Below are 24,083 nucleotides of genomic sequence, written 5' to 3'. Positions count from 1 at the left end.
GCGAAAGAAATATGATGAAAAAAATAAGCTTTCTAATAATGGTGCTGCTGCTGGCAACTCTGGTACAGGCGCAAGAGAAGCAGCGTGTTGGTGTTGTTTATATGGTACATGGCGGCGTCAAGGGCTTTACCATTCAAAGCCAGTGGGAATCGGTAATAAAAATATTTTTCTATAACCCCAATAGCCTTATTTATAAACGCATTATCTGGAATCAAGAGGTCTGGCCGCAGGTTTTGCAGTTTGGCAATGCCCCTAAAGAGTTGGGGAAATACAGCTTTGAGTATGAACGTATCGGTGGTCTTGATCCGTTTGATGCCAGTCGCTCTAAGCAGTTGGCTGATATGACCTCAGCGTTAAAAGCACAGCAGCAATCGCTGGGTGTTGAGTTTGTCGTCGACTGGATGGGCTGGATTGCGGAAGACCCTGCCCATTTGCCGCAGCCAAGATTAATTTATCAACCTCAGGTCAAAGGCGGAGACCCAATGACTTACTGTGGTAGTGAAAATGACGATGGTCCATGGAAAGATTGTGACCCGCAGCGTTTTAATATTGATGGCACGATTGATCGGATGTTGGCGGCTGATCTGGACCAGTTATTATTAATTGATATGACCACCTCGGGTGTACGTTTTTCTAAAACCTATGACATGGTTGCTTTAACCCAGCAGATTGTTGATCAACATAACCGTGATAATAATAAACAGTTAGAAATGGTTTGGTTAAATGACCCTACAGGTTTAATGCGTGAGTCTTACCCAACCTTGCCTGAAGGCTGGACTAAATCCTTAGGCCACCCGGAGCATGATCCTAAAGTGCCGTTGCAGGGTAGGCCCAACCCGGTATCGTCTGACCCTGAGTTTGCCGCCATGATGGTAGATGGAATTGTGTCGCGCTTTAATCCCGCTGTTGCCCCGGAAGATACCGCGGTTATGCTGCTTAACCATACTATTTCAGATTTTAATGAATATTATGACCCCAAAATTGATGACACCTTAGTCCTTAACGACAATATCAAAGCAGAATTATTAAAACGCTACCCGAAGATGAAAGCCGACAATATTATTGGTAGCTGGATGGGCCAAAAAACGGTTAACAACAATATCAAGGGTAAAAAGAAAAAAGAACGGACCCGAGAAATGCGCGGTGAAGCATTGGGTCGTCCTTATCTGTATGAGACTGAACGTGTTTATCCAGATGGCGAATGGCAGTACCGCTATTGGGATGCTTTGGCATTATTAAAAGATCAGGGCGCCAAACATATTGTCACTATCTTTCCGCAAATTATTAGCGATTCGGTATTAAATATGGTGGAGCTTCCCAATCAAATTGCTAAGGAGATTGGTTATAAAAATTGGCTCTATATTGATGAGTTAGACTACAAGCGCTACCCAAAGGTAGGGCATCCTTTTGCTGAATACTGGGGGGTATGGGTGGATACTATGTGCCATGCTATCGGCAACCCTGATCAGGAAGAGCCTTGCTGCTTTACCATGGGGGGCTGCGGTACGGCGCAGCCTTATCCACCAGAGCGACAAACGCCATTAAAAAAACGCAGGGATGATCTCGACCCTTCACTGGCCTATGATGTTTCCGAATTTGGTCATGTGGGTTATGACTCGGCAAAAGGTGCGCCGAATATAAGTAAGCCAGTGCAAAACCAATATACCGGTACCTGGTCAATGTGGCAGCCGCCTAATCAGGATGTCCGTGTCGGTAAGTTTTTAGCCAAGCATGTGATGTTATATCTGCAACCCAATAGCGCGCAGGTGCCAGAGTAGTGATTAGAGTTTGATGGCTCGGGTGCGACCACCGGATAATCTATCTTCCCTGACCAGTTTTTCTTGTAGTTGCTGGACCTGCGATACCTCTTCGCAGGACAGACTATCAAGTGCAGCCAGAGACTCAGGGTATTGCTCGCTTGCTGAAATCACCACAAAATAATGTTGGAAACGAGTATCTTCTGCATTAAAGACGCTTTTTTGCCCAAACTGATTAACTGGCATATGCCAGCGCTGTTGTGGTTTGGTCGGTCCGCAAGGAAATAGTTTTTTGGCTTGGCCATTATCATTGTAACCCAACAGCGTGGTATAGCTTTTGTTGCGTGTCTCGATGGTAACAGCAAAGCAGCTGACAGCATTGCTGTTACCCCCTTCGCCCAATATCCATGGGTCATAAACTGTGCATAGGGTGTCATTGCGGGGGTGGATAAATTGACCACTGATAAAAGGATCAGCGGCGCGCAGATAACCTCTTGCGGCCAATGTGGCTTCAAAGCCCTGTTTGTTCACCAAAAATAGACGGCCCGGTGCATAGTCGGGAGCCAGTTCACTTTCAATAAACCCCTTGAGTGATAGCTGATCGATAGGGAGTATTTTTTCCGATGCGGCTTTGGGATAATAGGTTTCGATATAGGCATTATTAAAATCTGCGGCTCTGGTTAAAACGGTGTCTGGTAGCCAGATCAGATCCAGTACCTGACCCTTGGCTTTTTGCTCTATAAAGGTGGAGAGTAATGTTGCATCGTCGAGAGCTACCGCTTGGGCCTCCGGGTTCTGGATAAGATAGACCGTTTCAAAGGCATCAGTGGCGGCACTTTCAGTGCTATTGGAAAGTGTGGCTTGCAACACTTCCAAGGCTTTCGGCCAGTTTTTTTCTTGGATAGCAATACCGATAGTCTGCCATTGGCTCTGTAGCCAGTTCGCCAACAGGTGATCGCCAGTTGATTGAGCGGGCCAGGCAATAGCGATAGCCCCGCCAACCCATTGCCGGGCTTTAAGATAATCGGCCGCGCCAAATGTCGGCTGGTTTAGCACCACCGCTTTATTGGCCGTTACAGTACTATTATCAAATAGGCAGTCACTAATAGGGAAAACGGTATCCCTTAGGGTGATGCCGCTATCGACAAAGGTGCTGTCTTTAATCCTGCTGGCTTTGCTGGTTTCGGCAATAGATAGGTTTACTTCTCGAAGATTGCTATTAGCAATACTCAAGGTGCCATCACTGACTGATAAGCGGCCACCGCGAATAATCGCATGATCCATTTTGAGTGTATTTTTTGACCCTAAACTATCCAGTGACCAGTTTTTACCATTCAGTAATACCGGCTGTGAAGACTTGCCATTGATGGTCATTTTTCCGGTGACCGAAAAAGATGAGTTGGGTTTAAAGTCAATAACCGCACCGGCATCGACCACCAGTCTGCCTGAAATAGTAATTTTTCCTTGAATAATATAAGGGCTGCCCCGTTCAGAAAAACGAATATTATCGACAATATCTTTATCGACAAGGGTGGGACCCAAGCGCTCGGTAGTGACCCTGACCACACTGCCTTTGCCAGTATTGCCAGCTTTGTCAACGGGCGTGATACGGTATAGATAGGACTGGCCTGGGATAAAGTCGGTATCGGTATAGCTGAGTATTGCCGTAGTATTGAGAGTTTGATAATTCTGGTTGCGGGTATCAGCGCGCTCAATGGTAAAATCTACTGCTTCATCACCCTGCCAGTTTAGCGTGACGGACTCGGAAGAAAAAAACGCCGATAAATTATCGACGGCTTCCGGCGCGGTGGTATCAATGGCTATTTTGCCTGGCACCTGCCAAATGGTGGGCCGTTCATCCTTGCGTTGTAAGCTTAATACCATCACTGTTGAATCTATATCGTCACCCCGACTGACCACATAGTTGCCCACATAGTTACCGGCTTGCTGCTCTGTTAAAGTGATTTTTTTACCGATACCCTGCAGGCGAAAGTGCAGCTTAATATTGGGCTCGGTTTTGACCCATACCTTAATAGACTCGCCGGTGGTAAATGGGCCTTGCTGGTAATTGCTGGCCGCCACCGACACATTGACCGGGTTAACATTCATTGCAATGGATTGGGGTTTGGGAATCTCTTTGGCAAATTCTCGCGCCAGTGTATCAATCAATTGCAGCCTGACCACATCCCGTAGCACCGTCGATGATTCATAGGCCGTTGCCAGAAACCCCAGTATATCAACGCTGATACCACCTTCACGTTCCGCCTCTTCACGTTCAAAGGTCCAGACAAACTGTTGGCTCTTGGCATCAAACAGCCGAACCCTAACGCTCACTTCATAGTGCGCATAGGCGGCGGCATAAAGCCGTTCTAAATTGGTTTGCTCTGCAATTAATAGGCCGTCGACCTGCAGGCGGGCGCAGAGTGCTATCAGGTTTTCAATATCAAGATCGATGGTTTTGTCATTGCCCAGCACTTGGTCAATTTCGCCCATTTTACGCAGCCGGTAATTGGTAGCTCCCAGTGCATTGTGCAGGGCGGTTCTTACATCTTCCCGTTTTTCTGCGGAGCCTTCGCCGGTGACGGGTAGTACCGCCACATAACGTGGCATGGGGTTGTTGGCTAAGGCAGTAGAATAAAAAAACAACAGCCATAGCGTCAGCAGCAGTAGCTTGGCTATGGGCCTATTCGCCATGGAAGTTGCTTCCGGTATCGTGGGTCCATAATGTTGTTCCGCGGGGCACGGCTACCGGTGTTGACATCGAGTGCAGTTTACCTGCCTGACTAAGTACTATTACATCGACTTTGCCATCCGCAGTATTTTCGGCGAGCAAAGGAGTAAAAACCAGTGGCTCATTTTCGCTGACTACCAGCTCCGCCAGTTGTTGACCAGAGAGGCCATCAAAGGCGGCCACAGAACCAGAAGACTGTGCGATCACGATATCGCGAATACTGTCATCATTAAGGTCTATTAATGCGGGGGGAGATTGCAGTGGCAGTCCGGTGGATTGGCGCCAGAGCAATTCTCCGCGCAGGCCATCATAGGCCAGCATATCGCCGGATTGCGTTAGGATAAGGATATCCTGCTGCGGGTCGGTATTAAGCCTCAGGCTTAACGGGGTGGCGGTGACTAAATCGTTGACCGCCACTTGCCACAAGAGGTTACCGGTAACGGCATCCAGCCCAATAAGCTTTTGCTCCTGAGTATAAACGGCCACGATGGATTGATCGCCGCGAGATAAAGTGGGTGCGGCTATCAGTATAGGGCCAAGGTTGGTGGTCCAGCGATCAACAGGGCGACCGCTAACAATATCGATGGCTTTCAATTCGCCTTGTTCTCCCGCCATTAAAAAGCTGGAGCTGGCGTTTACCGAAGGCTGTAATTGCAAAACTTTTGCACCAAAGCCCTGCGGTTCTTTAAAGTTGACGGACCATAGTTTTCTACCGCCATATTGGCCGTCCAGAGCGACCAGACCTTGCTCCTGCGAGCTGGCTATCACATCAGGAAAACCATCCGCGTTAACATCGTTGAGCAGTGGAGCAAATACCAGCTCTGGCAATATTGTTCGTGCATCCCAGCGCTTTTCCCCCAGATGATTATAGAGACTGACAGTGCTGTGGTTGATAGCGACGAGGGCCTGATCTTCGAGCCAGGGTGTTGCTGCAAATGCCTTACTGCTTGCTGAGGGTAAATTGACAATATAGAGCGGTGCGCCAGTATCGCCATTGATGGCAGTCAGTTTACCCTGGCGGTCCAGTACCAGAATATCCGCCAGACCATCCTGGCTAACATCGACTAGCAGCGGGTTAATAAGCCCGCGCTCGGGCAAAAACGCTACTGCGTCCCAATTTGGCGTGGCGGAGAGCTCTTTGAGTTCGGGGGCTTTAGCCTGTCTGAAACCATCAACAATATCGCCGGCCCGGTAGCTAAGCCATTGGTATTCTTTTATCCCTAATACGGCAACAAGCCCTAATAAAAGCAATACTAGCAAGGGGTTGCTGCGCTTGGGTTTGGCTGCTGCGGGGGAGCGATAGTTTGCACGCTTTGCATTTCAGCGGTGGCACCAATGACTTTATATTCGAGAATCACATTGCCACAAGAGATTTTATTGCCGTGCTTTAGGGGCGTATCCATGGCGGGCTTGCCATTGACCAGTGTGCCGTTGCTGGATTGTTGATCGCTAATGGTCCACAGCCCATTGTGACAACTGAGCAGAGCATGCTGGAAGGAGACCGAGCTATGTTGAACCGGCAGGTCACAGTTTTCATCCCGGCCAATAGAAAAAGACTGGCCTGCCAGTGGAAAAATTTCATTGGCAATGGCGTGTGAGCGTCCTTCGAGAAAAGCGGCAGCGGTGGCTAATACGGTTGTTTCACCTTGCTGGATGGGAGTGACTCTGGTTGCAGCAACGCTGGGTGTGGGTGCCTTTAATTGGTAGCGTAGTGTATCAAAACCAATGTCATCATCGGCTTTGGCCAGGCTGCCACTGCCCACGGGTATATCATTAACGAAGCTGCCATTGCTGGAGCCTAAATCGATCACATGTACACCACCGGTAATCAGCTCAAGGGTGGCGTGCTTTCTGGAAATACAATCAGAGTTCAACACAATATCGCAATCAGGATCGCGACCCACAGTGAGTGCTTTCCCGGGTTGGAGGGGGATATCAGCAGTGCTGGAATCAGTGTCTACGAGACGCCAAAAATCATTTTTAGCCATAGTCGATAGTATGTCTTACAGATAAGCTACTGGTATATAGAGCAGGCAGTAGTTGGTTTACTTATTTGGTTTACTTATTATAGTGTCCGCAACACACTAACCTGTCGGAACAAGGATTGCAACAATGCCCAGAACCTTGCTAAATCGACTGTTTTTACTGAACAGGCTTTTAGCGGGTGGGTGTTAAAAACACCTCCCGAACCGTGTTGCGCGGGCTTGCGTGAATAGCATAGAGTGCAGCATCGGCGACATCTTCAGGGGCCAGCATTTGATCGATAGCTTGTTCAAAAAAAGGCGTGTTGACCATACCGGGGCAAATCGTGGTGCAACGTCCTCCCCATTCCTCCATCTCTTCAGCCAGGTTCATAGCAAAGCCATAGGCAAACCATTTAGAGGCGCCGTAAACTGAGCCTTTGGTAATCGTTCTGCCGGCCACGGAGCTGGTTAATAGAAAATGTCCTTGTTGTTGTCGCAGATGGGGCAGCGATAGTTTTGCGGTCCATAGCAGCGCATTAATATTAATTGCCAGCATCTGCTGCCATTCTTCCGGGTCTCCCATTTCAGTACCGGGTGTTGAAATACCCGTGCCTGCATTGGCAAAGGCAATATCCAGTTTGCCCCAATGCTGAACACCTTGTGCGATAACAACAGACAACTCTGCCAGTTGCGTAGCATCAGCGGCTATTGCTATGGCGTTCTCTTTTCCTATTTCACTAACCAGCTCATTGAGTAATGACACTCTGCGGCCAGTCAGTATTAATTGAATGCCCTGTTGGGCGGCTTTAATCGCGGTAGCTTTCCCGATACCACTGGTCGCGCCGGTGATCAGCATGACTTTATTGTCCATAGGGGAGGCCTGTAACAATGGATTAAGCTTTTAGTCTAGGGGAAACAGAGCCGGTTCAACCTTTTATAGTCTTATAAAAAATCTTGTTTTAATTGCGTTAGCGTCCTTATCCTCAGGCATCAATATAATACTGATGAGTTAATCACGGTTTTCATCCAGTATAAAAAACTCTAGCAGGATAAAAATTAATGTCTCAGTGGAGAATAATCTATTCTGCTGTCCTTGACAGAGGCTCAGTCAAGGACAGCAAAAGGGGTTATTGCCATCAATGTTTAGAGGGCTTTTTGACGGCTAGACTCTCCACGTTTTTTTGAGCATAAAACGGGAGGGTGACTCCGGTCTCAAAAACTGAAACAGCGTAAAGCGGTTGCTGTATTGGGGACAGCTTGGAAAAGATTGATAAGTGAGGGGATCAACAACCCTGATAGGCCGTTAAGTGTAGCGGCTGATTATCGGAGGTTTTCAGAAAGAGTAATTCGTTACTATTTGAAAATATCTGCTACGCTAAAATTTAATGCTGAAAAGTGTTTTGCTTAATGGGCGGCGGTGATATCAGTCACTATCGATCAAACATTGATACCTTATCGTGTAATCGTATTTACGTTGGAAGAAGGCATGCATCTTGGTCTGCTTGGCAAGCTGATCCTTATGATGAAATAAATAGTCAGTCATAGGTCAAATAAGTATAAACACTTATACAGGTGGTCGATATTTCAAACTAGAGTTAAAAGAAAGCAGGCTTGCAATACTGGAAATGTAAAGGCGTAAACTATGGACAATAGCTCAATACATAGCCGTAAAGAAATACCGTGTTTAATGTTCTTAACCCCGCTACTGCGCGCTCCCCAGGATGCTCCTAAAAGGATTTAGTCACCATGTTACAGCTAGACGATAGAGATGATGTTATCGAGAACCTGACCAAGTCACTAGTGGATGCAGCGGCCATTATACAGGCCTGTCCTGATGCGATGTTGCAATCCAGTCGGGCGGGTAATATTTTACTGTCCAATCCGCAAGCGGAAAAATTATTTGGTTATAGCAAAAAAGAATTTTCAATGATGTCGGTGGACGATCTGGTACCCGATGATATGCGCAATGCTCACCCGCATAAACGCGAGCTATATCATACTGACCCCTCCGTCAGGCCGATGGGGCTTTCAAGCCCAAACTTACAGGCAAAACATAAAGACGGCACCCTGATTCCGGTAGAAATTCGTTTGTCTTCCATTCTGTCCGGTAATGAGATGACCTTTCTGGCCACGATACGCGATATCACTTTACACCAGAAGCTATTAGAGGAGTTGCGGGAGGCCAAGCTGGTTGCAGAAGAGGCGGTATCCCGTAAGGCTCAGTTCCTGGCCAATATGAGCCATGAAATTCGCACGCCGATGAATGGTGTGCTGGGTATGGCCGAGTTGTTAGAGGCCGCCAATTTATCCGATGAGCAGCGTGATTATTTATCCACTTTACAACTATCGGGCAGAATATTATTAACCGTTATCAACGATATTCTGGATTATTCCAAGCTGGAAGAAGGTAAAGTCATTCTGGATAAGCGAGTATTCAATGTCCGTCAATGGGCCAAGGCTTTGGTCATGCCTTACCAAATACGCGCTACGGATAAGGTGGACTTTACTATAACAATTGCACAAGCAGTGCCGGAATGTTTGTACGGTGACGATGGCAGGCTACAGCAGGTGGTCGGCAATCTGTTAAACAATGCTTTTAAATTTACCTCAAGAGGTTCCATCAGTTTATCGATTGACTTGATGGCACAAAATCAGGGCTTGGCTAAATTACGGTTTAAGGTGAAGGATACCGGTGTTGGTATACCCGAGGCGGCCAGAGCTAAAATCTTTGAAAAGTTTGAGCAGGCAGACAGATCAACAACACGCGAATATGGCGGTACCGGATTAGGCCTTGCTATTGCCAAGCAGTTGGTCGAATTAGTGGGGGGCACGATATGGGTTGAAAGTAAGGAGGGTAGGGGTAGTTCGGTGATTTTTGACTTGGCGTTCCAGCTGCCAGCCGAGGAAACCCGTGTTGATGAGGCTCTTCTTGAGGACGGTGTCGACCTGTCAATGCTTAAGGTGCTGGTGGTTGAGGATAATGCCGTTAATAAAAAGGTCATTGGCGGCATGCTGAAGCTGCTAAAGATCAGCTATATTGTAGCCAGCAATGGCCGGGAGGCCGTAGATGTTATTTGTCAGCAAAATAATAGCTATGACCTGATATTGATGGATTGTGAAATGCCGATAATGGATGGCTATTGCGCAACAAAAGCGATACGTAGTTGGGAGCAGCAAGAGGGGCGTAGTCCCAATTGTATTGTTGCGCTTAGTGCGCATGTTCTGGCCGACCAGAAGGATTTATGTGAGGCTGCAGGTATGGATTCGCATATGTCAAAACCGTTAAAGATTGAGTCATTAAAAGCGGTATTAAGCCAGGCCAAATTGTATCAGGAGAAAGGCATTAGCTTGTCTAACTAAAGACAAGCTGTCGATGGGGCTAAGTGAAAATACTATTTGGTGAGAGCAGCCATAGCAGGGACAAACTCTGCCATGGAATAAACAAGGGCTACTATGCTAAAAAAAATAACGTTGCTGATTAATGTGGCTCTGTTGTTAGCTTGCCATGCAAACAATGATAGTTATTCGATATTACAAACAGATATTGAAAACAATAATCAGCCGATCTATCCCATTCCCGCTGTGGATATTCAAAACAGAGCAATGGTAGAGCTGGGGGCGCGGCTGTTTCAGGACGTGCGCCTTAGTGGCGACAATACGATTAGCTGCGCCAGCTGTCATACATTAAATGGCTACGGTGTTGACCATAAGCCTGCTTCCGTAGGCATTAGCGGTCATGTCGGCCAGTTAAACTCGCCAACCGTTTTTAATTCAACTTATAACTTCCGGCAGTTTTGGGATGGCAGGGCTGGATCACTGGAAGAGCAGGCCGTGGGGCCGGTGACTAACCCGATTGAAATGGGGGGGATTGGCCAACTATTATTCCCCGACTACAAGCTGATAGCTATTACAATAAGGCCTTTAAGCGGCTATTTGATGACGGTATAAGCCCTGCCAATATCACCGCAGCCATTGCCAGTTTTGAGCGGGTACTGGTAACCCCTAATAGTCCATTTGATCGCTATCTGGCAGGCGAAGAGCTGGCGATCAGTGAGAGTGCCAAACAAGGTTATAGCACCTTCAAAAATTTGGGCTGCGTTGCCTGCCATCAGGGGGTCAATGTTGGCGGCAATATGTACCAGAAGATTGGTTTGATCGATGACTATTTTTCAACAGATACTATTATCGATAGCAGTAACCTGGGCGTTTTTAATATCAGTGGAAAAGAAGAAGACCGATTTAAATTTAAAGTGCCCTCATTACGTCATGTCGTGTATACCGGACCTTACTTTCATGATGGCAGTGTTCGGCGTTTGGATAAGGCCATAGAGTTAATGGCCAGGCATCAGTTGGGCGTCACCGTTAGCGATCAGGAGAAGAGGGATATTATGGCGTTTTTTGTATCGCTCAGTGCGCCCCTACCTAATGATGTGCAAACCATTATTGCTCAACAGGGCAATATCAATTAAGAAGTGAGTATATGGCTAAAAGCGGCAGTATACAGTTAAGGTCAATGCTTATATCCGTGATAGTGCTGATATTCTGCTTTAGTGTGGTCTTTATTTATGCCAGTGATCAATCAAAACATAGCGCAGCGGTTAATAATCTTGATTATCTGGTCAGGGCCAAGGGTTATCTAAAGCAGTCCGTGTTTGATAGTCAGTACGGCCGCAGCCAAAACTACGATGCTATCAATCGCTGGGTGGGTAAAGTAGCAGCGTTGACAGATAGAGTGGCGGCTGATTTGGAAGATATCGATCTTAAGGCGGATGGTATCGATTATGGTCTGATGCTAGAGCAAAAATCCGACAATATAGTAGAGCTGGTTGAGCAATTTAAATACCAGGACTCCATTGTTAAAAGCTCATCAATTTATATAGGTAGAAAGATTAATCGTTTGGTCAACCAGGATGTTGATAGTAACAAACGGGTCATCGATCTGGCTTCCAGTTTTATTGACCTGTCAATGCGGCCAGATGAAAAGAGCTCAGCGCTATTTTTTGAAAACTATCGACGCTTGGATGCATTGTCTAACGATGGTGATGCCCGCGCCTTAAAAAAACAGCTTGATATCTATATGGCTGCAACAATAAAGCAAAAAGAGCTTGCTAATGTATTGGGGGGATGCTGGGTAGTGATTATAAAGTAATAAAAGATACGATTGATAAAAACGGCAGTATTCTAAAGTTTTACGCTTTGGCTGCTTTAATGGTTGTTATTGCTTTTATCGCTTATTTGTTATTGAGAGTTTACCGGTTAACCAGCTTTCTTAAGGTGTCCAATTACCAGCTTACCCACCAAAACCAAACCTTAAATGAAAAAGTTGAAATAGCCACCAAAGATATTCAGTTAAAAATGGAAGAGCTCTATATCCAAAAAGAAAAAGCGGAATGTGCTACCGTGGCAAAAAGTGAATTTTTAGCCAATATGAGTCATGAAATTCGCACCCCGCTTAATGGCATCTATGGTATGGGGCAGGTGCTGAGAAAATCCAGTCTGGATAAAAAGCAGCAGGGCTTTGTGGATGTTATTCTTAATAGTATTGATAACCTATCCAGTATTATTAATGATATTTTGGACTTCTCGAAGATTGAAGCGGGCAAGATTGATATAGAGCAGGTCTCCTTTGATATCCTTAGCCTGGTTGAAAGTGCTATTGATCAAGTGACACCGGTTGCCAATGAGGCTAGAAACCAATTACTGATCCGCTGTCACCCTGATGTCCCCAAGATGATTGTTGGCGACCCTATTCGGGTAAATCAGGTGCTATTAAATTTACTCTCCAATGCGAATAAATTTACCGGTGGAGGCTTTGTACATATTGCTATCGAGATGGGTGATATTGATGGCGTCAGTATGGTCTTTGTCAGTGTTAAAGATTCTGGTGTAGGTATTTCAAAAGATAAGCAAGCGTTAATCTTTAGTGCCTTCTCTCAGGAAAATAGCTCAACGACCAGAGAGTACGGTGGTACTGGGCTGGGCCTGACTATTTCAAGGCGCTTATCGCAATTAATGGGTGGCGATATTGCTATGGAATCCAAGCTGGGTTCCGGCAGTACCTTTACATTTTATTTTCCGTTGCTTTACGAGGGTAAGAATAGTGTTAATAAAGCCGTAAAAAGTCCTCAAGCGCGAATCTATCCCTTGATTTTCGACCGGGATGACGTGCGCAGAAAGGCTTTACAGATACAGCTTGAAAGCTGGGGACTGGATTATCATTCGTGTCAGACAGTCGCTGAGTTGGAGCAATGGGTAGAGGGTAAGCAGAATGGTACTCGTCATTGTACCTGCCTGATTGTTGCCATGGATGAAGAGGGAGAAATATTGCAAGCCATCAATAAAGCCTCAGCAACGATGAGTGTACTCGCTTTGGCGCCCCTGTATGACAGTGGCAGTAGCGATAGTGAATTAGCCGATGAATTTTCAGGTGCGATTATCAGTCCGATAAAGCCCTCAGAATTAATGGATACCCTAGTGGGTGCCCACTCTGAAAATTTAACCGCAAAGACGCCGTTGCCTGAGTCTGATTTACCGGATTTCCAAGGCAAGACTATTTTGTTAGTCGATGATAGTGAGATTAATAGAACCGTGGTGGAGTTCTTGATGGAAGCTGTTAATGTCAACCTTCGATCTGCTGAAAACGGTAGAATGGCTGTTGATATTGTGATGGCTGAAACCATCGACCTGGTCTTGATGGATTGTCAAATGCCTGTGATGGATGGCTTTGAAGCAACGAAACAAATCAGGATATTACCAGAGAAGAATAAGCAGCGTGTGGCGATTATTGCTATGACAGCCAATGCAATGTCAGGTGATAAAGAACAGTGTCTTGCCGCGGGAATGGATGATTATATTGCCAAGCCGGTCGATGCAGATGATCTTTACCAGATGATGAGCCAATGGCTGAAAGTGGGTTTTACCGGTAATAAAAAAAATGCCCTGTAGTATTCTGTTTGTCAAAGGCGTTAATCGTTACTTGAGATAAAAAGTGCTGTCCGCTTTTTCCTGTCCCGGTAATAAGTAATGGTTATATCGGGTCTGATATTTTGAATCTTGTTATTGAGTGTTAATCCTCGCCTAAATATTTACTCTTTAAGTTATTAAATGATCCCTATTGATAATAAATCATTCTCATTGATAGGTGTATTTACTTATTTATAAGTTTCGGCTTCCGGCTATCTTTATAAGCAAGATTGAGTCGCTGTGATTGTGTCAGGGAGTAGAGATATTTTATCTGCTGGTGAAATGGTCAAGATGGAGTTTGGTTTGTATGAATAAGTACGGCGTTGTTCTTTTTCAGTCGTCGGGAAAAAGCTGTTCCATTGCTATCGATTGTTCTTGGTTTAAAATTGTCCCATTGTATTTTTTCGGCTTAGATTACTTTAAGTCGAGCAGTTTCTTTGTTCAGTGGATTCTAATCGATTGTTATGGTGGTAATCGATGACTAAGGAAGTGATACCCTCAGAAATAAGTAACGAACTGGGTTTTATGCAGTGTGTGCTTGATGCGGTGCCTGATCCGATTGTGATCTGTGATGAGTGCGGTCGCTATCAAAATGCCAATCAGGCCTTTAAGCAATTAATTAAGCATGCTGGCGGCGATTATAAAAATCAGTCTGGCAGTATTCTTGATTGCATGGATATATTTGATGAAGAAGGACGTTTGCTAAACCCGGAAAATACACCCCTTGGGTTGGCATTATCGCAGCAGTGTGAAGTTAAGCAGCGTATTATTATTCGCTCCAAAATTAATCGCAAGAGTGATATTTGGTCGGCGGTTGCTTCTCCTATCTCAACCGATTTTGGTGTTCGTGGAGCTATTATTACCCTGCATAATGTCTCAGAGTTGGTTTCTTATATCAAGAAGACCGAGAGATTAAGTTTCTTTGATGACCTGACTACTTTACCCAATAGGAATAGTTTCAATCAATCTCTGCCCAAGGAAATTGACCGTTGTATATGTACCGGCACTTTATCCGCGTTATTATTTCTCGATATTGATAATTTAAAAGCGATAAATGGCGCTCTGGGCCATACTGCAGGTGATACCGTGATTAAAGCGGTGGCCAATACTCTGCTGACCCTATTGCCGGAAAATGATTGCGTGTTTCGCTTCGGCGGCGATGAGTTTGTGCTGTTGGTCAGGGATTGCGGCGATACAGGGGAGCAGGTTGCGCGCAACCTGTCCTCTTTGTCGGATAATATTATTCAGTCGCTTCGATCTGATATCTATATAGACGATATGATTATGCCCATCTCCTGTAGTTTGGGTGCAGCCGTTATGCCTGAGCATGGCAGCAAGGCTGAAAAAATACTCCGTGGTGCAGACTCTGCACTCAATACCGCTAAAAGCAGTGGTAAAGGTGTTCTATCGATTTTTCATGAGGGTATGGAAGCCCGCATTAGCAAAAACTTTAATGCCCAGGCCTTATTGCGAGATGCATTTATTAATGATGGCTTTGTTATTCATGTCCAACCGCAATTTGATTTCTCTGGTCAAATAGTAGGGGGGAAGCCCTGCTGAGAATTATTAACAGTGACGGTGATATTATTTACCCCGGCGACTTTATCGATGTGATGGAACGTTCCGGAATGGTGGTCCATGTGGGCTATCTGGTGATTGAAAAATGCTGTGCGCTGATTCAGCAGTTAAAGCCTTATTTGACCGAGGGTTTTCCTATCCCCCTCAGTGTTAATGTCAGTGCTATACAATTCTCCCAAGAGGATTTTGTCCCGCAGGTGGCGCGAATACTGGCCAAGTATAATATCGCACCTGGGGAGATTCATTTTGAAATTACCGAATCCGTATCGGCATTAAATAATAAAAAAGTGATAGCCACTATGCAGCAATTAACCCAGCTTGGCCCGATTGCGTTGGATGATTTTGGCACCGGCTATTCATCACTGTCCTATTTGTCCACCATGCCCGTGGATATTGTTAAGATCGATCGTAGTTTTGTTAGCCAGTTACCGGAAGACACATCCAGTACAGCGATTTTAAAAGCGGTACTCTATGTCTGTAGGGTTTTTGGGATGACCACGGTTGCGGAAGGTGTTGAAACCGCTGAGCAAGCCTTTTACCTTAAGCAATCCGGCTGCAACATATTTCAGGGTTACTATTACTCCAAACCAATGCCTACTGAGGATTTTATAGCTATGGTGATCTCTAGAGCTAATAAACTGTCTCATACCGCATAAACCATCTGGGCAACACCTGTAAAAATTTTAGGAAATTCCGGGTACTAGCGTATTAGGGGGTATCTGTGTGGGTTATGATAGCCTCTGCAGGGGAAGTGACTCCCCATTGAATAATAAGATAATGTGCGGGCTCTGCTTCCTATGATTATAAACCTACTGGCGCTATTGCTGTTTTTCTCGGCAAGCAACGTTGCTGCAAGCACTGTGACCTTGCCTGAACCGACTAGTCAGGCTTTTTGTTCGGCGGTGCAAGCTATTCTGGCCGACACTACCCTTAGCAGCAGCAACGTTATTTTTGATGATATGCCTGAGTACCGTCATTCAAAACCTGTCCCCAGGCCCCTAAGCATCTATCAGGTTGTTAGCTATCACCAGCGCCAGCCCATAATGGTGTCCTGCAAGGTTAAAACCGCCGACCATCTAAGAGCGGAATATGGTGAGAAGGCGGCCGGCCAGCAAAAATACTGCCCCCACATCACCCGCTTGGCTCAAGCTCAGGCTGTTGCAGAGTTAAGCCAGGCCGGTTTAACGGAAGCCGCCGTTCGCGCTAAAGCGTTTGTGATTGAAGACAATGAACCTTTTGTGACGGGCCGCAGCTATCTGGCCAGCTTTCCCTTAAGTTATCAGGACGACAGCGGCAGAGTACATATCAATACACCAGGATTACAAACGGATTGGGAAAACCTGTTGTTCTGGCCTTTGCCCAATAGCCTTAGAGGGCAAACTTACTGCCATATTGCCACGGTGTCTTATTTAAAGTCTTTAGCCACACAAGTCATGACGCCGGGCATGATGATGACGACGGCTGATGATGCGCCTACCAGGGCCAAATAATCCGGGTGATTAAACGATGGTCGCCCTGCAGAAATAACAACAGCCCCGGGGTCGGGCTTCGCAGCAAGCTACTCGGAGCAAATGGCGATGCAATTTGTATTCGCTGCTCTCACCCTAAAGGGCCGCCCTAAAAAACGGGCGTTGTCTACGCTTACTGCGTAAGCTCCGGCTCGAACCTGTTCGCCGCCTTGGTTCGGCCCAACAATTGGCCCGCCCTGCAGGAGTCGAACCTGCGGCCTGTCCCTTAGGAGTGTTGTGAAGCTGAGTGGTCTCAGAAGGTACTCAGGAATGACTTTTGGTCTTAATTGGTATTCTTTGCAGATAAAAAGACTAAAAAAACAAAGAGATATAACACCGATTGATGCCGATTTTAATGACACTTTTTTGAGGGTTGAAAAAAATAGTCATTAAAAATTGCATAGATAGAATCAAACAATCCATTTTATGGTCACCACCAACCTGCACATAAATGACCTAAACCCTTGAGTTTTAGATGTAGCGTTTACCCTTTGCCGTTAATGCAGGCACTGGTCTGTAACAGTGTGGGGTCTTGAAAAGTCAGTGTCGTCATGGCGTCTGTTACCTGTATTCTCACTTATGTTGCAGCGATAATCGTCAGTCCAATACCGGCTAAAACAGCGGCAATCAATGCATAGGGAAGCTGTGTCAGGGCGTGTTGCATTACGCCACAGCCGCTGCCCTGGGCGGCAAGAACCGTTGCATCGGAGTATAGGCAGGCGTGACTGCCAAAGGCGCTGGCGGACATCAGGGCACCGATGGCCAGTGGCGTGCTAACACCGACGCTGTCAGCCAGCGGTAAGATCACCGGGATGGCGATCGCGAATACGCCCCAGCTGGAGCCGGTAGCGAAGGAGATAATCGACATGGTAATAAATACCACCAAGGGTAACAGGGTGGGGGTCATATAGGGTGTTACATTATTGATCACGAAGGTAGCGAGGCCCAGCTGGTCGTTGATCTCTTTAAACATAAAGGCAATCACCACGATAGACAATGCCGGTACCATAATCTTGATACCCTCGAGCACGGCATCAAACATTTCGGTCCAGGCCATTAAACGCTGCAGGCCAAACAGCACGATGGTTACCACGACTGCCATAAGTACGCCAATCTGCACATCCAGATCATACCAGAGGCTAAACCCTATCAGGGCAGCGAGGGGTAGCAGAAAGTGGTAGACCCTGACCCGACCAGCGTGTTCGCTGACGGCTTCTGCCAACTCATCCGGGTGTGGCTGGTTGTCGTTTAGTGCCGTTTTCTCCTCTGCGGATTTCATCATACCCAGCGCAGGAATACGTCCGGTGGCTACCAGCGGTACCATCAATACGGCGATCAAGGGGTATAGCATATAAGGAATGGAGCTGACGTACAGGGCAATACCTTCCCCGGGTGCGGCGACATCGGAGGTCTCCAGTATGCCAGCAAAAAACACAGCCCAGGTGGACACCGGTATCAACAGGCAGATGGGTGCAGCGGTGGTGTCGACGACGTAGGCCAGCATTTCCCGAGAAACTCGAAACTTGTCGGTCACCTTTCGCATCGCCGAGCCTACTGCCAGGGCGTTGAGGTAATCGTCAATAAATATCACCAGGCCCAGTAGCCAGGTGTACAAAAGGGCGCTGTGCCTGTCCTTGGCCTTCGAGGCAATGACTTGGCTGAAGGCGTCGGCAGCGCCTACTCGCATTAGCAGCGCAATCAGGCTACCCATTAGCCCGCAGACAATAATTACCCAGGCGATGGTTTCATCCATCATCACCTCCAGCAGGATGGAGGAAAAGTTAGCCAGCGCCGTTGTTGGCTCCAGTAACAACAGGCCGGCAAATACGCCGGCCAACAGGGATTCGATAGGTCGCCGGGAAAGGATAGCGGTAACGATGGTGACGCCGGCCGGCAGTAGCGACAACCCGTTGGGATCAGCAAGCATAAAGCTTTTTCCTTCTGTTAGCTTTCTGTCTCATTCCAGGCTTTGTAAGTATTCTTTTTGTCATCCAAAGCGGAGAATGGTTGGTGTGTTATTGTTAACCCTTGTTCCGTTATTTCCCTAAATTCAGGTGTTTGCCTTTTTTTACGGTCACTAATACCTCATCGCCAGTGGGTGCTGTAATCAGATATTGATCACCTTTGGCTTGATAGTAATAACAGCCATTGGCGCTGGTGTTTTCATCATCGTATTTTATGTTAAAGCAACCCTCTTCATGTATTTGATAGCTGCCTGTGTATTCACCATCATCGTCCTGACCTATAATTTTATTGTTCTCAGAATAATATTCATTGAAGTCAAATTTAAGAAAACCCCACTTAAAGGTTCCAATAATAGTGCTATCGATAAGCAGTGCTTTTAACTCATCTTGATTCAGCTTCTCGTCGGCTTGTGTCACTATCGGTAATAAGATAATGGCTAATGTCGTTGTTAATAGTCTTAATAGTCTTAAAAGGCTCATTAAATTTTCCTTTGCTACGGTTTTGAACTTAATGTATTTGAGTCTTTGGATTTATTGGCCTGGTTGAGTTCGCCAACCGCGCGTTCAGCCGTATCGATAGCCGCTTGAACAGAGGCGGAAGCTTCAGAGTCGGAGTTGGCGATGCTGATACGGCCTATCGGTGCCCGGCCCAATTCATGAGGCGTTTTTCCCTCTTCCCAGTCAGGATCAAACAGTGTGCTGTAGCTGTAAGCGTAACCGTGGGACCAGCGATTGACGGTGATGGCTTCGATATCGCGATCGGCATCAAAGCCGTTGGCGCCGAACATGGCCGTCAGTTGTTGTTTTACTTCTTGTTCATAGGTGTCGAAGGAGGTGCGGTAAAGGCTGTGACGCCCCAGGCGGAATAAATCTCGGGTGTTCTGCTCGCCGTTGTTGCGGGGTGCGGGTGCATGGCACATCCACAGCACCAAGGGATTGCTGCCTTCGCTGTTATCTTGGTAATTTCCAAGGTTAACAGGCGGAGCTTTGCTGACAACGGCGAAATAGCTACCGGGGCAATGATACTGAGCGGGGCCCGATGCATTCACCGTTTTACCGCTGCGCAGTAAAACGTTGGTCATTACTAGCGGTACTTTTACTCCGTATTGTAAATTTTCTTTTTGGTTCTCTGGCAGCTCTGGGCACAAGTGCGGGATAAGACCGTTGTAACAGGCCAAGATACTATGCTTGCCTTTTAGTGTGGACGGTTTGCCATTTTGTACATAAGACATTTCAACACCGCCATTCACGTTTTTAACATTAACGGCTGTGCTGTTTAGGCGAATGCGCACGGCTGAGCCGCTACGATCAAGCTGGCTATAGTCGAAGCGTGCATCGATGATATCTTCCATGGTGTTGCCGGGGGCGACCTCGGGAATCAGTTTACGCACCAGCAAGCGGGCAATCGAGGCGTTGCCGTCGGGAAATATAGGGAATCTCAAATCTTCTTTAGCATAGTTTAATAACGTATTAGCCAACTGGCCGGTGTAACCGACGCTATTAGCACCGGGGTATCCGAGTAATATGCCTTCTTCGACGGAGACCGAGTCGGTGCCTACACCCATTAATATTTTGTTGAAAGGTTCGAACAACATCAGCGTTTCTTGCGTGAGTCCTGCTCGGCTAACTAGAAACTTCTCGTAAGAGGTGGCTGCGATGTAGTCTATTGTTTCGAGTAAAGACAGGTCATCGAGTAGGTCCTTCTCTCCCGTGATCAGGTCGCGCAAACGTTGTTGCTGTTCAGCGGGCAGGCCTAGCTCGTTAAGCAGTTCTAGCGCTTGTTCATCACCGCTCCATAGCTTCGCCCAGTTTCCTTGCACAATTTTATTCTGGCCGAAATATTTTTTATTGAGAAAATAGCCGGAATCAGCATTAAAATTTGACAGAATGTAATTGGGGTCACGTGCCGCATTGAGTTTGTCGAGGTCGACGCCCAGCTCTTCCAATACGCGGTTTACTGTATCGCTGAAAGCGTAGGCCTCCAGGTTAACGCTGCCGCCAACGCCTAACAGGGTACGATCACCGTGTTGGAATTCATTACGCTTGGCGTGGCCGCCAAAGTCATCGTGGTTATCTACAATTAAAATCTTTTTATCGGCGCCGTGTTGCTGGCGATAAAAGTAAGCCGCAGCGAGGCCGCTAATACCGGCACCGACAACAATCAGGTCATACTCTTCATTCAATGGCTGGTAATGGTCGGGCTTTTGATTAGCCCATGCCAGTTGATGGGATACTTCAAAAGAGCCTTTGTGGCTACCGCGTATGCCTGTGAGGGTGGGGGGGTAGTAGTCTTTACCTGGCCCGGTTGGGGAGGCAGATTGCTTAGCTTGTTCTAAAGCCAGCAAAGTACTGGGCGATAGTGTGCCCCCCGCCGCAATAGCAATCGCAGCGCCATTGAGAAAATCTCTGCGAGTAATTTTTTTCTTCATGCTGACTTCACCCCGGTTTTGTTCAGGGTAGTGGTTTGCCAGTTGGTATATTCCATCAAGCCGTGCAGTGAGTTTTCACAGCCTAGTCCTGATTGTTTGTGGCCACCAAAGGCTTGGTGAGGTGAGTATTGATGCACTTCATTGAGCCATACCGTGCCAGCTTCAAGTTGTGAGCCAACGCGTTGCACCGCCTCTAAATCTTCACCCCACACAGATGCACCCAGACCATAAATAGTATCGTTGGCACGGGCGATAACGTCTTTTTCATCGGACCATTTTAATAGCGGTAAAATAGGCCCGAAAGGTTCTTCTTGAACAATGCGAGAATCTTCCGGCGGATTATCAACCAGCGTTACCGGTACAAACCAACCGGGCGCAGTGGTATCAATGTCACCACCCAGGGCAAAAGCGTGGCCATTATTTTGGCAGTCGGCAAAATAGTTTTGCACCTTTTCGTATTGCATCGAGTTTTGAATGGGGCCAAGGCTGGTGTCAGCATCGGCGCCGTCACCCACTTTGATTTCTTGGTTGATAAAATCAATCAAGGCGTCACGCACTTCGTCATAAACCGATTCATGAATATAGAGGCGTTTGGTAGCGTTACAAAACTGAGCGTTATTTTGAAAAGCTGCCCAGAATAATTGCGGCGCCACGGCTTTGGCGTCAACATCAGGCATCACAATAGCGGGGTCATTGCCGCCTAATTCCAGTGTGAGACGCTTGATGGTTTCACTGGCGGAGCGGTAAACATGGCGCCCGGTTTCTGTGGAGCCAGTAAAGGCAATTTTGTTGATATCGGGGTGCGCTGTCATCCAGCGTCCGAGATCATTGCCGCCGGATACACAGTTCAACACGCCTGGCGGTAAAATTTGTTGCGCAAGTTCAACAAACTTCAGGTTGCATAAGGGGGTGTAAGGTGAGGGTTTTAAAACCACCGTACAGCCCGCAGCCAATGCAGGTGCAATTTTCCAAACGGCCAGCAGCATAGGAAAGTTCCAGGGCACAATGGCACCCACCACACCCAGTGGGGTAAAGCGTGTAACGACTTTGCGCTCGTCGGTCTCTTCAACGTTTTCATCAGGCAATGTTTGCTTGGCAATTTCTCTTAGCCAGAGGGCTGAGCCGAAAATTTCCCATTCCGCCCCGGCACGAGGCTTGCCCTGTTCTTTGGTCAGTAGCGCCATAAATTCTTCGGCGTGCTCTTCCAGCAAGTCGGCTAATTGGACCATCATGGCCTGTCGTTCGGCTATCGGTGTAGCGCTCCAGGTTTTGAAGGCTTGTCTCGATGCAGCAACGGCTGTATCCAGTTGCGCCTCTGAACAATCGGGCACCTGTGCAATCTCCTGTTTGGTGGCAGGGTTAAAAGCGGGCTGGGTGCTGTCGTTGGTAGCGGCTTTGCCATTAATGGTCATTACGTAATGGCTATCGAATTCAATCATGCTGTTCTCCTGCTGACTCTTTTAAATTATTTATCTATTTATCTATTTATTTATTGCTGCGCTTCGTGCAAACCAATCAGTTCGCGGCGCATAATTTTTCCGGTCGATGTTTTAGGCACATCATCAACAAACTGGACGGCACGGGGGACTTTGTAGGCGGCAAGATGTTCACGGCAAAAGCTGATGATCTCTTCCCCGGTTGGTTTGGCCCCTTGTTTTAATACGATATAGGCCTTGGCCAGTTCGCCTTTAAGCTCGTCGGGTATCGGGCCTACGGCCACTAAAGCGACGTCCGGATGAGCGGCTATCGTGTTCTCTAATTCGGCGGGGTAAATGTTGTAGCCAGCGGTAAGAATCATGTCCTTGATGCGATCAACAATGGTGATAAAGCCCTTGTCGTCGATGCGGGCTACATCACCGGTGCGCAGCCAGCCATCGTCACTTAATACTTCCCGGGTGCCTGCTTCGTTACCGAAGTAACCCTGCATAACCATGGGGCCTTTGATAGACAGTTCGCCAATTTCACCGTTGGGTATTTCAGCGCTTGGGTCTTCAGTGCTGATGATTTTTGCTTGAGTGTAAGGCAGTGATACACCAATCGAGCCATGACGATAATCGCCATTATGCGCGAAGGTGGTGCCTAGCCCTGCCAGCTCAGTCATGCCCCAGAGCTCGACGAGGGGACAGGCAAATCTGGTTTCAACCTGTTTCATCTTGGCTAGCGGCATTGCTTGACCGCCAACGGCGCACAGGCGCATGGCGGATAAATCCCGCTGTTCGAGCGTGGGGCTCTCCAGCATATACATATACATGGTGGGCACGCCGTCGAATACCGTCGCCCGGTACGTTTCAATGGATTCAAGAATCTGCTCAGGATCAAACGTGGAATGCAGCACTAGCGTGCCGCCGCTTTGAAAACAGCCGCTCATCACCACATTGCCGTAGACATGGGGGCAGGGTAAAGCGGTGACGAACACATCGCTTTCACAGCGGCCATGCATCAAGGCGGTCATCATAAAATTGGTAATCACCGCCTTGTGCGACAACATGGCGCCTTTGGGTTTACCGGTGGTACCCGAGGTGTAGCAGATGGTTGAAAGGGCGTCGGTGTCTATGGCTGGACTGGTAAAAGTCTCAGAGGCTCCCTCAATCAGTTGCTCAAAGGCGATGGCTTCGGCCGGAATATCATCGCCGTATAAAATTAATTTTTCTACGGTTGAACGGCTTTCCAAACCGATAAGTGGCAAGCCTTTCTCTTTAGACGCAATAATGGCTTTTGCGCCGCAGTCGGCTACCACAAATTCCACTTCTTCCGGCGTTAGCATGACATTGATGGGGTTGACTACCGCGCCGGTTTTTAACACACCGTAATAGCTCACCACCCACTCCCAGGCGTTGGCGCCATAGAGGGTGACTCGATCTCCCGTTGAGACCCCGCTGGCCATCAGGCTGTTGGCGACCTGATTAGACAGCGCTTCAAGGCGAGCATAACTGAACCGTTGATCCCCAATAATTAAAGCGGTTTTGTCGCCGAAGCGTTGTGCCGAATCCGTGATAATGTGTGCGATAGCGTTTTGCTGCATGAGTATTCCTATGGATAATGTTGGGCATGCCGCCCATGTTTGATGCCTGTCATGGAGAATTTAAAAAGATCCTGGCCTTGGTTATCTGTATAATTGGACAGCAAATAGGCTTGGCATGTCGTATGACATGTTCTACCATGTCTAATGACATGTCAACTGGTGGAATA

At 47.3% G+C, this 24,083-nt stretch carries 17 protein-coding genes and 1 pseudogene; 9 read left to right on the top strand and 9 right to left on the bottom strand.

Annotated features, from left to right (window positions below; genetic code table 11):
• Positions 1-11: 11 nt before the first annotated feature.
• A complete protein-coding gene (locus BST96_RS02805) occupies positions 12-1,778 on the top strand; it encodes a hypothetical protein (RefSeq protein ID WP_157117825.1) in 1,767 nt (588 codons plus the stop codon).
• Between the two features lie 3 nt (positions 1,779-1,781).
• Here BST96_RS02805 and BST96_RS02800 read toward each other — a convergent pair whose 3' ends face one another.
• The 4 genes from BST96_RS02800 to BST96_RS02785 form a co-directional block, all read right to left on the bottom strand.
• Positions 1,782-4,451 (bottom strand): fibronectin type III domain-containing protein, encoded by a 2,670-nt coding sequence (locus BST96_RS02800; RefSeq protein ID WP_085757227.1) that lies wholly within the window; start codon positions 4,449-4,451, stop codon positions 1,782-1,784.
• A complete protein-coding gene (locus tag BST96_RS02795) occupies positions 4,441-5,748 on the bottom strand; it encodes an outer membrane protein assembly factor BamB family protein (protein WP_085757226.1) in 1,308 nt (435 codons plus the stop codon). The genes BST96_RS02800 and BST96_RS02795 overlap by 11 nt, the downstream gene beginning before the upstream one ends.
• Complete coding sequence (locus BST96_RS02790; protein WP_085757225.1) at positions 5,742-6,476, bottom strand: FHA domain-containing protein; 735 nt, start codon at positions 6,474-6,476, stop codon at positions 5,742-5,744. The genes BST96_RS02795 and BST96_RS02790 overlap by 7 nt, the downstream gene beginning before the upstream one ends.
• Before the next feature lie 169 nt (positions 6,477-6,645).
• Positions 6,646-7,323, bottom strand: coding sequence for an SDR family oxidoreductase (locus BST96_RS02785; protein ID WP_085757224.1), 678 nt, complete (start codon positions 7,321-7,323; stop codon positions 6,646-6,648).
• Between the two features lie 875 nt (positions 7,324-8,198).
• Here BST96_RS02785 and BST96_RS02780 point away from each other — a divergent pair.
• The 8 genes and pseudogenes from BST96_RS02780 to BST96_RS02745 all read left to right on the top strand — a co-directional run bounded on the left by BST96_RS02780 (position 8,199) and on the right by BST96_RS02745 (position 16,483).
• On the top strand, positions 8,199-9,812 hold the full coding sequence (locus tag BST96_RS02780; protein ID WP_085757223.1) for an ATP-binding protein: 1,614 nt from the start codon (positions 8,199-8,201) through the stop codon (positions 9,810-9,812).
• Positions 9,813-9,905: 93 nt separating this feature from the next.
• Positions 9,906-10,432, top strand: a pseudogene (locus BST96_RS20645) (cytochrome-c peroxidase); the annotation flags it as partial.
• Positions 10,433-10,585: 153 nt separating this feature from the next.
• Positions 10,586-10,921, top strand: coding sequence for a hypothetical protein (locus tag BST96_RS20635; RefSeq protein WP_338043298.1), 336 nt, complete (start codon positions 10,586-10,588; stop codon positions 10,919-10,921).
• A gap of 44 nt (positions 10,922-10,965) precedes the next feature.
• Entirely contained in the window at positions 10,966-11,601 is a 636-nt protein-coding gene (locus tag BST96_RS02765) for a DAHL domain-containing protein (protein ID WP_157117824.1), read from the top strand.
• Positions 11,577-13,397, top strand: coding sequence for an ATP-binding protein (locus tag BST96_RS02760; protein ID WP_085757219.1), 1,821 nt, complete (start codon positions 11,577-11,579; stop codon positions 13,395-13,397). Before BST96_RS02765 ends, BST96_RS02760 begins: the two co-directional genes overlap by 25 nt.
• A 495-nt stretch (positions 13,398-13,892) precedes the next feature.
• Entirely contained in the window at positions 13,893-14,975 is a 1,083-nt protein-coding gene (locus BST96_RS02755; RefSeq protein WP_085757218.1) for a sensor domain-containing diguanylate cyclase, read from the top strand.
• Positions 14,969-15,649 (top strand): EAL domain-containing protein, encoded by a 681-nt coding sequence (locus tag BST96_RS02750; protein ID WP_085757217.1) that lies wholly within the window; start codon positions 14,969-14,971, stop codon positions 15,647-15,649. Before BST96_RS02755 ends, BST96_RS02750 begins: the two co-directional genes overlap by 7 nt.
• A gap of 141 nt (positions 15,650-15,790) precedes the next feature.
• Positions 15,791-16,483, top strand: a complete 693-nt coding sequence (locus BST96_RS02745; protein ID WP_085757216.1) for a hypothetical protein — start codon at positions 15,791-15,793, stop codon at positions 16,481-16,483.
• Between the two features lie 595 nt (positions 16,484-17,078).
• Here the strand turns inward: BST96_RS02745 and BST96_RS02740 are convergent.
• The 5 genes from BST96_RS02740 to BST96_RS02720 all read right to left on the bottom strand — a co-directional run bounded on the left by BST96_RS02740 (position 17,079) and on the right by BST96_RS02720 (position 23,916).
• Positions 17,079-18,428, bottom strand: a complete 1,350-nt coding sequence (locus BST96_RS02740) for a Na+/H+ antiporter NhaC family protein (RefSeq protein ID WP_085757215.1) — start codon at positions 18,426-18,428, stop codon at positions 17,079-17,081.
• Positions 18,429-18,537: 109 nt separating this feature from the next.
• Positions 18,538-18,945, bottom strand: coding sequence for a hypothetical protein (locus BST96_RS02735; protein ID WP_085757214.1), 408 nt, complete (start codon positions 18,943-18,945; stop codon positions 18,538-18,540).
• Positions 18,946-18,959: 14 nt separating this feature from the next.
• Positions 18,960-20,894: a flavin monoamine oxidase family protein gene (locus tag BST96_RS02730; protein WP_085757213.1), complete on the bottom strand. Its 1,935-nt coding sequence runs from the start codon at positions 20,892-20,894 to the stop codon at positions 18,960-18,962.
• The gene (locus tag BST96_RS02725; RefSeq protein WP_085757212.1) at positions 20,891-22,333 is read right to left on the bottom strand and encodes an aldehyde dehydrogenase family protein; all 1,443 of its coding nucleotides are present in this window, start codon (positions 22,331-22,333) and stop codon (positions 20,891-20,893) included. Before BST96_RS02725 ends, BST96_RS02730 begins: the two co-directional genes overlap by 4 nt.
• Before the next feature lie 50 nt (positions 22,334-22,383).
• Positions 22,384-23,916, bottom strand: coding sequence for a class I adenylate-forming enzyme family protein (locus BST96_RS02720; protein WP_085757211.1), 1,533 nt, complete (start codon positions 23,914-23,916; stop codon positions 22,384-22,386).
• Positions 23,917-24,083: the final 167 nt, after the last annotated feature.

This window comes from Oceanicoccus sagamiensis (assembly GCF_002117105.1).
GTDB lineage: Bacteria > Pseudomonadota > Gammaproteobacteria > Pseudomonadales > Dasaniaceae > Oceanicoccus > Oceanicoccus sagamiensis.
Note: the sequence above shows the minus strand (reverse complement) of the source record. Positions and strands in the feature narration are given on the sequence as shown.

What these genes read in the sequence shown, in the direction of transcription:
- BST96_RS02760 (WP_085757219.1), top strand. Translation starts at nt 11,577, where the DNA reads ATGCTGGGTAGTGATTATAAAGTAATAAAAGATACGATTGATAAAAAC.
- BST96_RS02780 (WP_085757223.1), top strand. Translation starts at nt 8,199, where the DNA reads ATGTTACAGCTAGACGATAGAGATGATGTTATCGAGAACCTGACCAAG.
- BST96_RS02730 (WP_085757213.1), bottom strand. Translation starts at nt 20,894, where the DNA reads ATGAAGAAAAAAATTACTCGCAGAGATTTTCTCAATGGCGCTGCGATT.
- BST96_RS02790 (WP_085757225.1), bottom strand. Translation starts at nt 6,476, where the DNA reads ATGGCTAAAAATGATTTTTGGCGTCTCGTAGACACTGATTCCAGCACT.
- BST96_RS02800 (WP_085757227.1), bottom strand. Translation starts at nt 4,451, where the DNA reads ATGGCGAATAGGCCCATAGCCAAGCTACTGCTGCTGACGCTATGGCTG.
- BST96_RS20635 (WP_338043298.1), top strand. Translation starts at nt 10,586, where the DNA reads ATGTACCAGAAGATTGGTTTGATCGATGACTATTTTTCAACAGATACT.
- BST96_RS02805 (WP_157117825.1), top strand. Translation starts at nt 12, where the DNA reads ATGATGAAAAAAATAAGCTTTCTAATAATGGTGCTGCTGCTGGCAACT.
- BST96_RS02785 (WP_085757224.1), bottom strand. Translation starts at nt 7,323, where the DNA reads ATGGACAATAAAGTCATGCTGATCACCGGCGCGACCAGTGGTATCGGG.
- BST96_RS02725 (WP_085757212.1), bottom strand. Translation starts at nt 22,333, where the DNA reads ATGATTGAATTCGATAGCCATTACGTAATGACCATTAATGGCAAAGCC.
- BST96_RS02755 (WP_085757218.1), top strand. Translation starts at nt 13,893, where the DNA reads ATGACTAAGGAAGTGATACCCTCAGAAATAAGTAACGAACTGGGTTTT.
- BST96_RS02735 (WP_085757214.1), bottom strand. Translation starts at nt 18,945, where the DNA reads ATGAGCCTTTTAAGACTATTAAGACTATTAACAACGACATTAGCCATT.
- BST96_RS02740 (WP_085757215.1), bottom strand. Translation starts at nt 18,428, where the DNA reads ATGCTTGCTGATCCCAACGGGTTGTCGCTACTGCCGGCCGGCGTCACC.
- BST96_RS02720 (WP_085757211.1), bottom strand. Translation starts at nt 23,916, where the DNA reads ATGCAGCAAAACGCTATCGCACACATTATCACGGATTCGGCACAACGC.
- BST96_RS02745 (WP_085757216.1), top strand. Translation starts at nt 15,791, where the DNA reads ATGATTATAAACCTACTGGCGCTATTGCTGTTTTTCTCGGCAAGCAAC.
- BST96_RS02765 (WP_157117824.1), top strand. Translation starts at nt 10,966, where the DNA reads ATGCTTATATCCGTGATAGTGCTGATATTCTGCTTTAGTGTGGTCTTT.